This window comes from Francisella sp. 19S2-4, assembly GCF_036281795.1.
Taxonomy (GTDB): Bacteria; Pseudomonadota; Gammaproteobacteria; order Francisellales; family Francisellaceae; genus Francisella.
The window spans coordinates 38,268-51,279 of record NZ_JAWUZH010000011.1; the positions used below are offsets into that span (position 1 = coordinate 38,268).

A 13,012-nucleotide genomic window follows, 5' to 3' on the forward strand; every position below is an offset into this window, starting at 1 on the left:
AGATAATGAAATATACACACCTTAACGAAGAAACTAAAAGCATAGTTGAATTAGACTTAGATACTAGAATTGAGTATCTATATCAACCTATTTGGATAAACTACCCCAAAACAATAGATGTTATAAAGTTATTAAATAGTCTACTTAAAAGACCAAAACAACCAAGAATGCAAAATCTCCTATTAATTGGGGAATCCAATATTGGTAAAACATCTCTGATCAACTATTTTCATTCCATACATCCTAATCATACTTCTGAAGATGAAGATGGTATGTCAAAAGTTAATAAAACACTAGTTATTGCTCAATCTCCAGCTACAGCTGATGAAAAGGGACTATATGTATCTATATTAGATACATTTTGGACGCCCTACCGAGTTACAGATTCAACAGTTAAGCTTAGATATCAAGTCATCCATTTAATGAGGCTTTGCAATGTTAAAATGCTTATTTTAGATGAAATACACAATCTTCTTAGTGGAACAGCTTCTAAACAAAGAACTGTTATGAATGCTATAAAGAACCTTGGCAATGAACTATTAATACCAATAGTAGGTGTTGGCACCAAAGATGCTGCTTTAATTTTACATTCAGATCCTCAGCATGCTAGTAGATTTGATATAGTAAATCTTCCAAAGTGGGATTTAGATAAAAACTTTAGGTCACTACTAAAATCATTTGAAATGAGGTTACCTCTCAAAGAAGCATCTAATTTAGCGTCCAAAGAAAAAGCAACATTATTATATACGATTTCAGAAGGTAATCTTGGTGACTTACACAAGCTCCTAATAGAGTGTTGCATTACAACCTTAGAAACAAAATCTGAATCAATATCTACAGATATTATTAAACAACATAAATGGGTTAAAAAAACTCATGGACTTAGAAGAAGAAATACATAGATGGCCTGTAGTGTTATCTATAAAAGATAATGAAATACTAAGCTCATGGCTGATTAGAAACTCAATAGCTAATGGTTCTGATCCTATAAGCTTTACAGGAGCCATTTGGAATAATTGGAGAGGATGGTCTTTAGATATTGATAAGAGTGTTTCACTCTCACAAATATTACATTTATCAAAGATATCTGGCGTTGATTATAAGAAACTGTATAATTCCACTCTCAAATCTTTTATACCAGATTCTAGACATGGATATACACCCTGGATTATTCCACTAGGCTCTAGAAATAGAGTTAAGAACAATGGTTTTCTTTATTGTAACGAATGTATCAAAGATAACGATTTTTATATCAGAAAAAGCTGGAGGCTTGCCTGGAGTACAGCCTGCTCAAAGCATAAGATATTACTCTCAAATACTTGCCCAATATGCCATTTCCCATTCGCTCCACATCTAATAAGATATTATAATCCAGATATTGCAAAATGCCAATATTGCAATGGCAGTCTAATAGGCTCAAAAGTTTATAAAATAAATGATGATACTCTAAAGTTACAGGAACACTTAAACAACACTGAAGCACCATACTTATTAGAAACAAATAGTCATGATGAGCAGCTTGAAGCATTAAGAATCATAATAACCTTAATACAAAGAGCTTTTAATAGGCCCAAAGCTTTTAATAAGCTTCTGAAGTATTTTTCTATATCACAAAGTGTGGTTCTAACTCCCACTCATTTTGAACGAAAGAGTATAAAAGAAAGACATATGATTTTTTGTGCTTTAACAAAACTAGCTTATAGTTCTTTAGATGATTTAATTCTTATTTTAAGAAACAGTAACATAACAAGAACAATGTTTATCCAGCAAATCACAAACTCTCCTAGTATCAAATATATTTCACAACTGCTAGATCATTCTAGCAAATCAAGAGTATCAACCTCTCGTAGCAAGAGTTTATTACTTCCTACACCTAAGCATATAGTTAATCAAATGATGAATGAAATATTAAGAATATTATGACAGCTAAGAAAATATGCTCACACTGTAAATATAAAAGATTTGTTTATTCTTACAACATAAAAAAAGAACCTTTATGTAAAATATGTTCAATAGAGAGATATCGGCAATGTAAAGTATGTAGTATAAACATTCCAGCTGGGTCTGGAAATTTTTGCAAGAACTGTAGTTCTATGAACGCCATAAGAAACAAACTAAAGGCTAATAAAGCAAATCTCACATATACGAAGGACTTGTTTAAAGAATTTTGTTTTTGGTTAGCTAAATATAGAGATCCACATTTTTCTAGTATCAATCTGTATCGCTTCTTAGAACACTTTACATTAATAGATAAACTCTACATAAATCAGAAAAAATTCCCCTCATATCGAGATATTATTTTTGAATATATCAAACAGAACAAAACCTACAGCAACATTCTCTTTAAGTTTTTACTAGGCAAAGGTTTGATTATTCAGAACTATTTAGATAAAAAAGATTATCAAAATATAAAAACGATAAATAAATATATAAATAAACATAAAGGCTGTAGTTCAGAACTCTCAAGTGTATTCCTTGATTACTATCATTATTTACTAAACAAATTCAAATCAATAACTTTAAGTAGCATAAAATTAGCCCTTACGCCAGCCAACAAATTAATAGAGACTCATATTTTTTTCAATTTGAAAGAATATAATGAAAAAGCCATCAGCTCTTTTCTTCTCATATATCCTGGCTACAAAGCATCGATAACAGAATTTATAAACTACTTATTTGAGAGAAAGTTAGTTAGCCACAAAATGTCAAAGCTTCCTAAGGCTTTAATAACGAAAACAACCAAATCAAAAACATACTTAAGAATACAATTAATAAGTCTTTTAAGAAAAGATTTTCTATCATCAAAACAAAAGCTACAATTAATTATGTTATGTTTAGCATATTTCCATAAGATAGATCTACCAAAATATTCTTATATAACAGATAAAATAATACGAAAGAAGAATGACAAATGCTTTATAAAACTATTAAATGAAGATTATTTTATACCTCTGAACAAACAGCTATTTAATCACTCTGATAGGGCTCTAATAATGAAATAAAAGTATTTGCTAAACGATTAGAACTATATTTATGAGAAAATACTTGATTATTATCTACAGGCAGATCTTTATCAATTAATTTACCGTTAGCTTTTTCTGTTAATTTACCACGATTTTCCACAATAAATCTTAAAAGTATATCCAACCTTCTAAAGAAGCTATGAGGATTATTAAAAAGTATCCCACAAAATGCTTCGCTACTTGTTCTTTTTTCTAGCTCAAATAAGATTAATTTTCTACCATTATCAAGAGTTATCTTAACTAATAAATAGTTCCTTAAATCACCATTGTCCTTAAGTAACCAGCTATTCTTTCTTTTTGGTAATAGTTCCCTGGGAAAGGTATTTAAATGATAGCTGTGGACATCTTTAAAATCATGGGTTAAGCAACAAACCTCGCTAATATACGACGCTTTTTGTAACCTTATCAAAGTTTCATAAATAAGAAACAAGCTACCTTCCATATTATTTTTTTCAATCTCATAATCAATACACTTTGCTATATTCTTACTTTGACAAGCATTACTTTCATCACCGAAGCTAACAGCAAGTGTTTCATCTTCATCGATGAATTCTTTATCTACACTTCCTTCAGATTCTTTTTGTATAGAAGAATTCGTAATACCCATATTGATCCCTACATCAACATTACTTTTAATCTTTTTTAATCCAGCGTTTGCACCAGGATCATTATAGTTGTCGTATGGTAGATCATTTTCATGAATACTCTTTTTTCTATTGTGTGATTTACGAGTATCTCCCGATGAATTATTTGAGTATTCATCAATAAGCTCTTCTAGCTCCACCTTTTGTCCAAAATGCAAACCAGTTATGTTAAGAACTAAGAAAACATTATCTTTTAGCCATATACCTCTAGCAGTTATATCCATATCAGTATATGGTTCTGCTGCTGGCATAATAGGAGTGTTTCTATCATAATTATTTTGCATATATGACCATATTCCACTTGCAATCTTTCTTGTTTGCTCATCAACGTATAAACAAGCTATAAAATGTTTAGAGGTCTTGCTAATGTTTTCATAGTCTTTCTTGAATTGAATCTTACATTTATCGCCATCAATCTTTGAACAATTTTCTAAAACTAAATAATCTTTAAGTATTTCATCAAGGTGGGAAATCAAAAGCTTTCTTTGTATCTCTTTACTTTGTGGCACCAGCATTTTTTGAAAAATCTCAAATGTTGGGACATACAAAATATTACCTTCATCACAAACCAACTCTGTTATTTGATTCGTCTGAGGACTCTTATTTAATGAAGTCCATTTTCTCACTGAAGGCCTTAACATTTCTAACGGTAAGATATATTTCTTACTCTCAGGTAAATTAGTAGAGTAATGTCTCACAGGATTATTGTAACTTACCTTGAAAGCTGTCTCCTGTTCTATATAATAAGTCTCACCATCATAAAAAGATAATATCTCTACATCATCCACTTCATTAGGGTATGGTCTATCAACAAGCTTTTGTCCTTTATATACTTGGCCGGCTTTACATATACATGCATATTTATAAGGTACAGGATACCACTCAAAACCAAATGGTCTACCATTATAAAAATATCTAAAAACCATCATAACATCTGGTTCTGAACTCACACCTTTTAAAAGCCCTTCTATTGTCCATATAAATCTATACCTATTATCATTCGGTAGAAACTCTAAAGGTGGTGCTTCCTTTTTTTGATTCTTCTTCAAAGAAAAAAATACTCTAAACACTAATACTAAAGACATTAGCATAATTAAATGGACTTTAAAACCAATATCTTATTAACTAGAATTAAATAAATTAATCCATATAGAGGTTTCTAATGAAAAAGAAAATAACCTGGGAAACTGTGTTTAAAGGCCTTCGAAAGGCTAATGATAAACTAGAGAGAGGACAAAGCTTACCATTAGAAAAACGAGAATCATTTGATGATAACATCAATAAGAATAAAACCAGATCTTTAAAAGAAAATAGTAAGAAATATTCAAAGCCTAGTCATTCAAAATAAAAGTCTCAAATAATTTTTTGAGATTCACTGCATTAACTCAATTTTTTATGATATTAATCATATCTAAAGTTATATGCGCTCAACATTTCCGATGTTGTATAAAAATTGTGCCTAGCTGTCATACGACCATTTTCAGCAAATAAAAAAAGATTTTCTTTTGCTCTTGAAGCTATTACATAAAGCATTTTGGACTCAGCACTCCGTCCTAATTGAGCAGGTTGATTAATTATATCCTTCCAGTGGGGGACAAAACCTTTTAGTAAACCAAATGCTATTACTGTGTTATACTCCTCCCCCTTTACTCCATGACAAGAATCCACAACAATTCCCGTAGACTCCTTAAAAAAACTCTTAAGGGCAATGACAGTATCTTCATATTGATCGTTATTGTTTTCTATATTTGAAGTAGCTTTCTCAAAAAACAAGTCAAATTGCTCTTTGAGCAACAAATCATGCACTAAATCTATATCTAACTCATCCAAGATAAACTCAAAACATTCTTTAAGGTATTCCGTGCCTACAACAGTATTACTGTGAAAAGAGTTAATTACTTTGAGCAGCTTTTTAGCAGTTAAATCACGGATATGGTGATGACTTTCTATGAGGTTATTTAACAATTCATTTGCCCATCTAACACGGGTACTTAACAACATTCCTGATGGTTCAGTCAATAACAATTTTGAAACTATTAACCAAAAATTATCATGCTGACCATGAAATGGTGACAAAGCAGGGGCATCAAACTTCACCTGTGGTAATAAAGTTATAAGCTTTTTTGTCATCGATCTTATCGGCTCCCATTGAGGAGCAATAACACATATATCATTTTCATTTACGCCATTATTGAGTTCTGTTTGAATTAACTTTGATATAGCTTCAGCCAAATAATCTTTGTGTACTGATTGATTAAAAAAACTTATAGTTCCTTGATCATTTTTATGTGCCGCTTTTGATATCCCCCCTTGAACACCTCTAAAAACAGAGAAGTAGTCTACTAGTCTTTGCGTAGAGCGATAATTATCACTAAACGTAAAATGGTTAATATTGCTATCTATAAATTCTGAGTTTAATTCTGCTAAGGAAAGAGATTTTCCTCCAATGCCTCCATAAATTGCTTGATTCTCATCACCTACAATAAACAATGAAGGCTTTTTGCATGACTCATTAAATATCTTGGATAAAATTGCATACTGTAAATCTTGAGTATCTTGAATTTCATCAACGCATATATGAGTAAATATATTACCTAACGTCTGAGCAATTTCTGGTAGCCTTTCCATTAGTTGAAATGCAAAATATAGTGACTGGTCAAAATCGATTTTCTTTCTTGAAGATAGTATCTGACGGTATTCCTGTTCTACTTCTTTTGCTCGGGCATCACTATTTTCAACCATACCTTGCCTATTAAAGGTTGTATTTACGTCATCAAAGACTCTTAAACCTCTAGCGACTTTTAATTTACTAAGGATTTTTCTTGTTTCAAACTCATCCGCAATAGAGTAACCATAATTGAGTGTTTCAGCGTATGAGGCATAAGGCTTTATTATCCACTCAAGTGCAAATGAATGAATCGTTCCAGCCCAAACGCGACCACTTTCTATGGTGTAATTCTCTTCTAGTCTTGTCTTTATTTCATCGGCGGCTCGATTTGTGAAAGTTACGGCTAATACTTTATTACTTCTATATTTTAGTTCCTCAACACCTTTTGCTATTCGTGCCGTAAGTGCTCTAGTTTTTCCACTTCCCGGACAAGCAGTAACGTATACATTTTCTGTACAGTGTACAGCGGCGTGCTGTTCAACACTTAACTTCATATCTACTGATCCAATAATTTAATTAAATTAAATAAATCATCATCAGGGCATCGTTCTTCGAATTCAACAATACATGCGTTAATATCCACGCTGTTCTTGGTAAAAAATTGTATTGGTTTATCTTTATCTTCCATTACTGGCATGGGGTTATTAGAAAGCCTGTAACAAAGCATCTTATAAAGAATTTGAGGTGTTAGCTTATAGCCACATGAAAATGCAATTGCGTCTAATATATATCTAGGAATGGAAGTTTGAGAAGTTACTTTTTCAGATATCAGTAAAGATAGCCAGCCTTTACCAACCTTATTAGCGAGACGCAGTATTTCTTTTCCATAAATTTTGACTTCACTATTTTTGAGCAGACTTTTTGAATTATTAATACTGGCTTCTTGTTTGTAAATTGATGGGAGCACGTCATCCAATACATTCGATTTATCAGCACCGACAAAGTCAACTTCAAAAGTATGGCTAGCGTAAAAAGCGCTGATATAATCATTACTCTTAGTATACTCGTCTAGATCGTCCTTTCTATCTACGCCTGATTTTTGAGAATTTCGACATGATTTTTGATACTTGTTGTCATCATTCTCATTGTCTGGAAGGGGTTCGATGGATGCATCTAAATCAGTAATAATTGCACAGTTTTTTCGTATCCTGTCAGGGTGAAATAAGTTTGAAACGTGCTTAAAAAAAGCGCTATCCATGCTTATTAAGCTAATCCCAAGCTCATCCAGTGATACACCAAAGACCTTTTTAACTAAAGTAGGAATCAATATAAGCTCCGCATCACCCTCAACTAAAATTACTCCTTTAGCGAAAAGAAGTGTTGAGCGGGTGGCATTCAAGTATCGTTCTATACGACTACACTCTATTGGATTTAGATTTTTTGAGGGCTGAAAAACATCTACGTAATTTCCATTCAAACCAAGTATATTTATTTCAGAGATTTTGGCAACAGAAGAGATATGAGTTGAATGAGTAGATAGGAAGACCTGAGTCTTATTAATAGCGTTATTTTCAAACAATGTTTTTTGAATATGAGTATGGATGTGAGCTTCTGGTTCTTCAATAACTAAAAACTGTGCAGCTTTATCAGCCTCCTGTTTTCGCTCATACTCTAGTAGTTTTAGCGCGACATAGATTAAATTAGCACCACCAAGACTAAGCTCATTTAAGTCACCACTGTAACCGTCAACATAATTGTCACCGACAGTTAGCGAAAGTTTTTGTAACAGCTTATCTAATTCACTTGGTAGAGACGACTCAATATCGATAACTGGAGAAAAAGTATAGCCAACCGTTTTATGCAATGTATCTTGGATTCCCCTAGAAACTTTCTTGATTTCATCCAGCTCTGAAATTACGTTGTTTATGTCTGAGACGAGACCCGTAATGTTCTCAGAATCTTCATCAGATATTTCTGATTCTAATCCTTTTAATAAAGCTATTAATGGACTTTTTCTATAGTTCTTTAAATCTGAAACTACATCTCTCAGTGCTTTTACAAAAGTGAACGATACTTCTTCGTGCAGAGGTGAAATATTAATTCCATAAGCTTTAAAATCTTTGCTTTCAGGGTCTGGAAACTCAAAGTTTTGAAAGTCACCGACTAGATTTTTATATGCATCATCACATAAAAAATCTGCGTTAGCTCTACCTGAAAATACTGGTTCATAGTCTTCAATACTAATTTCATCAATTATTTGCTGGGCTAAAGCCATGTTACCACTTGCTTCAAATAGGGCTTTCCTTGTTTTTAGGCAAGGTCGGAAATAATAAGTTAATGTACCTTTATCGCTGCCGTCCATATGACCTGCATTATGTTTTAGCATCTGGCAACCTTCATGAGCTGACAGCTCATCAAAATCCACAGAAATCACAATCCAGTGGCCTTTCCAGCCTGCAAGATTACGACAGAAATCACCATCTCGTAATTTTGTTACGTTTCTTGGTAGCGACTCATCAAGAAGGAGTCTTAATGCAAAAAGTGCATTGGTTTTACCTGAACCATTTTCACCAAGAATTGTATTAACACCTTTCTTAAATAAGAATTTTGAGCATAAAAAATTTCTGAAATTTCGTATTTTTAATGAGCTAATATACATATCTTCTTCTACTATTAATTAAATGTTGTAACACCTTCCTAATATATTTGATAATTTTTCATCAAACTCTATTATACAAAACTCAAAGTTTATCCACGACTGTGTTAATAGGTTTACCATTGAGTTTGAACATACAAATCATTAGTATCTAGGGTACCTACATAACTTAAATAATAACAAAAATCATTGAAAATCCATAAAAGAATCAAAATATTAGCAACAATTAATGGATATTAGTATTAATTAATGGAACTGACAACCACCACCGACTAGCGATACGCCTGATGAAGTATGATGAGGATGCCTAAATGGTCTTTTGTAGAAGCTTTCTGCGATACCAGACTCACCTTTAATTGAGGCAATCATAGCAGATGAAAGAGCTTCTTTTTTATCTAACGGTGGCAGAATGGAGTTTAGCCTACTTGCCAACATTGTCTTACCAGTACCTGGAGGACCTACCAAGAGAATATTATGTCCGCCTGCTGCAGCTATCTCAAGAGCTCGCTTTGCTTGATATTGCCCTTTAACATCTTCTAGATCATGATATAAACCATCAAAATCAATTTCTGTCTCAAACTTAATCTCTTGCTTATCATCCTCTCCTGCTAAAAAATCAACCGTCTCTTTCAAGTCAGACAATGCATAAGCTTGTACATCTTCAACAAGAGTTATTTCTTTTTCATTTTGAATTGGAATAATTAGCTTCTTAGCATCATGAACACATCTTATTGCCATTGAAATAGCACTAGATATTTTTCTAAGCTCACCACTTAGAGATAACTCTCCTGCAAACTCATATTCATCAAGATTTTTAGATGGATTAATTTGCCCAGAAGCATATAGGATTCCTAAAGCAATTGGTAAATCAAAACGTCCACTACTTTTAGGTAAGTCAGCTGGAGCTAAGTTTATAGTTATTCTTTTATTTGGAAAATTAAATCCTGAATTTATAATTGCGCTACGGACACGATCCTTACTTTCTTTAACAGCTGCCTCAGGTAAACCCACAATTGATAAACCAGGTAACCCATTAGACAAATGTACCTCTATTGATACAGAGTGAGCTTCAATACCAAGTTGGGCTCTGCTCTTTAATATCGCTAACGACATACTAACCTTTCTTATCAAGAAGCTTATCTAACTTTGCTTCTATCTGTTCAAGCTTTTGTCTTGTTTTTAACAATATTTTCTTTTGAACTTCAAATTCTTCTCTACTAACTACGTCAAGCTTTTTGAGACTTTTATTTAGTATACTTTCTTTAGAATTTTTAATAACATCGTTTATTGGACCTAAAATTTCTTTCATAACCATAAAGTTTTAATTATTTCTAATTAGAAGTATAAAAGTTACAAAATGAATAGGCAATAAAGATTAGGTTTTATATGGTTTTTAGAGATAAAAAGATAAATTATATTAGTTTCTGTGCACAAAAATAAATTTTCATCGTAGCCAAATAAAAGTACAAGCTAATTTAATCATTCCTAGATATACAGAAATGATTTTATCAAATCTGGAAAATACTCTTCTAAAATGTTTAAGTTTAGAAAAGAAGTTTTCTATCAAATATCTTTCTTTGTATATTTGAATATCAAAAGCTATAGGATTTATAGTATTTGATTTACAGGGAATAATAGCCTCAGAGGATATATTTTGAATATGTTCTCTAATCTCATTAGAGTGATATACTATATCAGCGATAACTTTTGTATTATATACATTCTGTAGTAGGTCTATTGCTACTTTACTATCATGAATTCTGCCTTCTGATAGTAATATTTCCATCGGATTGCCTAAAGCATCAGTTATAGCATGAATCTTGGTAGTCACTCCTCCAACTGACCTACCAATTGCTTGGTTATCATCCTTGTTATATCCTGTAGCACAGGCATGAGCTCTCGTTATGGTTGAATCAAGCATAACTTCTTGTAAATCAGGGTCTTGCACTGACTGAAATAGATCAAAAAATATACCCTTATCACACCAATCTTTAAAATGCTTATGTATTGATCTATATTTACCATAGTAAAATGGTAACATCCGCCATTGGCAGCCTGTACGTAACACGTAAAATATTGCTTCAATAAATAATCTTAACTTATTTTCATCATTTGTATGTATACCTTTTTGTAATTTTAAGAATGATAAAATACTTGACCAAAATACTTCTTTTATATGATAATTCACTTGCTAAAACTTTGATATTTATTGCTTTTCAACTTTTAAATAACAACGGTTTAGCTATTTTCAATCTAATTTATATTTTTTGTGCACAGAACCTAATTACTTTTTCTTATTAAAAGATAGCCATTTATCATAAACATGGTCTAAATGATTTGTGCTTGACTGATAACCTTTAATATATGGTTTAACTAAATGTGTTACTGTACCTGAGTAAAGAGGTATGATTGGATAATCTGCCATAACCAAGTTTAAGGCTTTTGTAAAGTAAGGCTTAGCTGCCGTTGGATTCGGTTGTTTTTCACCTTCTTTAATTAACTTGTCATATTCTGGATTACAATATCCGGTATAATTATCAGCATTATTACATGTCCACATATCTGCAAAATTATCTATTGCATTAAAATCAGCAATCCATCCTCCTCTAGCAACCCCACTATAAGTTCGAGCTGATCTAATTCCTATGAACACCTTAAATTCAGAATTTGCCTCTTTTGATTCAACTCCCAAAGTATCTTTCCACATTTGAGCAATAGCTTCAACATTCTTCTTAATTACATTTTCTGTATTATACTCAATATCTATCTTAAGTGGGTGATCTTTAGAATACCCTGCTTCTTTATATAATTTTTTAGCTACAGCAATACGTTTAGACATTGGCCAATCTTTCCATTTATAACCAATGTCTTTATATATACCTCCCTCAATACTACTAGGGAAGAAACTATATGCTGGAGTTTCTCCATCTTTTGTAACATATTTAACTAAATCTTTACGATTAATAACCATAGATAACGCTTGACGCAATTTAGGATTATCCTTGAAAGGAGGTTTAGTTAAGTTAAAGTTTAAATACTCTAGAGTCAACCATTCTGCATGTCGAACCTGACTACCATACTTCTTCTTAATTGCTTGTAAATTACTTACAGGTACTGCTGAAACAAAATCTAAACGTCCTGATTCATAAGCATTATATGCAGCTACCCTATCAGTAATTGGTAAAAATTTAACATTTTTAATATGAACATTTTTTGCATCCCAATAATATGGATTCTTCGTAACAGTTATATGTCCATTTGGCACCCACTCCTTTAATTCATAAGGACCATTTGAAATAAGCTTGCCAGCTTGAAAAAAGCTTTCTCCATACTTCTCAACTCCTGGTGCATATACAGGATATGTACTAGTATCTGCCATAATGCTTAAGAAATAGTAAACAGGATAATCAAGCGTTATTTGTAAGGTATATTTATTAATAGCTTTTACTCCCAATGTAGAAACTGGTTTTTTACCATCCATAATTGCTTGAGCATTTTTAATTGGCGCTAGTTTATAGCTCACTTCTGAAGCATTTTAGGATTCACAGCTCGTCTAAGTGAGTAAACAAAATCTTCTGCTGTAATAGGCTCTCCATTTGACCATTTAGCATCTTTGCGTAGATAAAAAGTATAAACTAAATTATTATCTGAGATTTTCCAAGAAGTCGCTATGGCTGGAATAGGTTGATTTGCCTGATTCTCTCCAAGCAATCCTTCTCCAAGATCATACTCAATAGCTGCTGAAACATTTGTTGAAACATGGATAGGATCTAAAGATTCAGGCTCAGTCATATTACCTTTAATAAGTGTGTCCTTATCTGTAGGAGCATATACCTCTGATTTTATCGAACTTTGCTTATCATCACCTGAGCTACAACTAGCTAAGCTCATTGTTAATAAACTAGTTGCTACCATTATTACTAAACTTTTTTTAAGGTTCATAATCCCTTCCTATTTTACTTTTTAATTAAAATACCTATAGCATTTTTAAAAGCTATAATTAGACATTCTAAAGACTGTTGAATTAATATCCCAAATTGTTAGATATATTTTGTAAAATACAGATGTTACAGATATTAGT

At 32.1% G+C, this 13,012-nt stretch carries 12 protein-coding genes; 4 read left to right on the forward strand and 8 right to left on the reverse strand.

Annotation, left to right across the window (positions count from 1 at the left end; genetic code table 11):
• Positions 1-5: 5 nt before the first annotated feature.
• Genes R8535_RS03885 through R8535_RS03895 form a run of 3 tightly spaced genes read left to right on the forward strand, consistent with a single transcriptional unit; the run spans position 6 to position 3,002 of the window.
• On the forward strand, positions 6-902 hold the full coding sequence (locus R8535_RS03885) for a TniB family NTP-binding protein (RefSeq protein ID WP_329496760.1): 897 nt from the start codon (positions 6-8) through the stop codon (positions 900-902).
• On the forward strand, positions 877-1,923 hold the full coding sequence (locus R8535_RS03890) for a TniQ family protein (RefSeq protein ID WP_329496762.1): 1,047 nt from the start codon (positions 877-879) through the stop codon (positions 1,921-1,923). The genes R8535_RS03885 and R8535_RS03890 overlap by 26 nt, the downstream gene beginning before the upstream one ends.
• Entirely contained in the window at positions 1,920-3,002 is a 1,083-nt protein-coding gene (locus tag R8535_RS03895; protein WP_329496764.1) for a hypothetical protein, read from the forward strand. The genes R8535_RS03890 and R8535_RS03895 overlap by 4 nt, the downstream gene beginning before the upstream one ends.
• On the opposite strand, the gene R8535_RS03900 is transcribed toward R8535_RS03895, so the two are convergent.
• Positions 2,968-4,716 carry a hypothetical protein gene (locus R8535_RS03900; RefSeq protein WP_329496766.1) on the reverse strand — a complete coding sequence of 583 codons (1,749 nt, stop codon included), beginning with the start codon at positions 4,714-4,716 and terminating at the stop codon, positions 2,968-2,970. The two genes, R8535_RS03895 and R8535_RS03900, sit on opposite strands and share 35 nt — an antisense overlap.
• Before the next feature lie 113 nt (positions 4,717-4,829).
• On the opposite strand from R8535_RS03900, the gene R8535_RS03905 reads away from it, so the two are divergent.
• Positions 4,830-5,015, forward strand: a complete 186-nt coding sequence (locus tag R8535_RS03905) for a hypothetical protein (RefSeq protein WP_329499480.1) — start codon at positions 4,830-4,832, stop codon at positions 5,013-5,015.
• Between the two features lie 53 nt (positions 5,016-5,068).
• Here the strand turns inward: R8535_RS03905 and R8535_RS03910 are convergent, their stop codons facing one another.
• From R8535_RS03910 to R8535_RS03940, 7 genes are all read right to left on the reverse strand, one after another.
• Entirely contained in the window at positions 5,069-6,829 is a 1,761-nt protein-coding gene (locus R8535_RS03910; protein WP_329496769.1) for an ATP-dependent helicase, read from the reverse strand.
• Between the two features lie 2 nt (positions 6,830-6,831).
• Positions 6,832-8,934, reverse strand: coding sequence for an ATP-dependent nuclease (locus R8535_RS03915; protein WP_329496771.1), 2,103 nt, complete (start codon positions 8,932-8,934; stop codon positions 6,832-6,834).
• A 243-nt stretch (positions 8,935-9,177) separates the two neighbouring features.
• Positions 9,178-10,044: a YifB family Mg chelatase-like AAA ATPase gene (locus R8535_RS03920; protein ID WP_329496773.1), complete on the reverse strand. Its 867-nt coding sequence runs from the start codon at positions 10,042-10,044 to the stop codon at positions 9,178-9,180.
• A 1-nt stretch (position 10,045) separates the two neighbouring features.
• Positions 10,046-10,240, reverse strand: coding sequence for an accessory factor UbiK family protein (locus tag R8535_RS03925; protein WP_329496780.1), 195 nt, complete (start codon positions 10,238-10,240; stop codon positions 10,046-10,048).
• A 135-nt stretch (positions 10,241-10,375) separates the two neighbouring features.
• Entirely contained in the window at positions 10,376-11,119 is a 744-nt protein-coding gene (locus R8535_RS03930) for an IS5 family transposase (RefSeq protein WP_329496774.1), read from the reverse strand.
• A 96-nt stretch (positions 11,120-11,215) separates the two neighbouring features.
• Positions 11,216-12,454: a peptide ABC transporter substrate-binding protein gene (locus R8535_RS03935; RefSeq protein WP_329496776.1), complete on the reverse strand. Its 1,239-nt coding sequence runs from the start codon at positions 12,452-12,454 to the stop codon at positions 11,216-11,218.
• Positions 12,451-12,873 carry an ABC transporter substrate-binding protein gene (locus R8535_RS03940; protein WP_329496778.1) on the reverse strand — a complete coding sequence of 141 codons (423 nt, stop codon included), beginning with the start codon at positions 12,871-12,873 and terminating at the stop codon, positions 12,451-12,453. Before R8535_RS03940 ends, R8535_RS03935 begins: the two co-directional genes overlap by 4 nt.
• Positions 12,874-13,012: the final 139 nt, after the last annotated feature.

What these genes read in the sequence shown, in the direction of transcription:
- R8535_RS03895 (WP_329496764.1), top strand. Translation starts at nt 1,920, where the DNA reads ATGACAGCTAAGAAAATATGCTCACACTGTAAATATAAAAGATTTGTT.
- R8535_RS03885 (WP_329496760.1), top strand. Translation starts at nt 6, where the DNA reads ATGAAATATACACACCTTAACGAAGAAACTAAAAGCATAGTTGAATTA.
- R8535_RS03890 (WP_329496762.1), top strand. Translation starts at nt 877, where the DNA reads ATGGACTTAGAAGAAGAAATACATAGATGGCCTGTAGTGTTATCTATA.
- R8535_RS03910 (WP_329496769.1), bottom strand. Translation starts at nt 6,829, where the DNA reads ATGAAGTTAAGTGTTGAACAGCACGCCGCTGTACACTGTACAGAAAAT.
- R8535_RS03925 (WP_329496780.1), bottom strand. Translation starts at nt 10,240, where the DNA reads ATGAAAGAAATTTTAGGTCCAATAAACGATGTTATTAAAAATTCTAAA.
- R8535_RS03905 (WP_329499480.1), top strand. Translation starts at nt 4,830, where the DNA reads ATGAAAAAGAAAATAACCTGGGAAACTGTGTTTAAAGGCCTTCGAAAG.
- R8535_RS03915 (WP_329496771.1), bottom strand. Translation starts at nt 8,934, where the DNA reads ATGTATATTAGCTCATTAAAAATACGAAATTTCAGAAATTTTTTATGC.
- R8535_RS03940 (WP_329496778.1), bottom strand. Translation starts at nt 12,873, where the DNA reads ATGAACCTTAAAAAAAGTTTAGTAATAATGGTAGCAACTAGTTTATTA.
- R8535_RS03920 (WP_329496773.1), bottom strand. Translation starts at nt 10,044, where the DNA reads ATGTCGTTAGCGATATTAAAGAGCAGAGCCCAACTTGGTATTGAAGCT.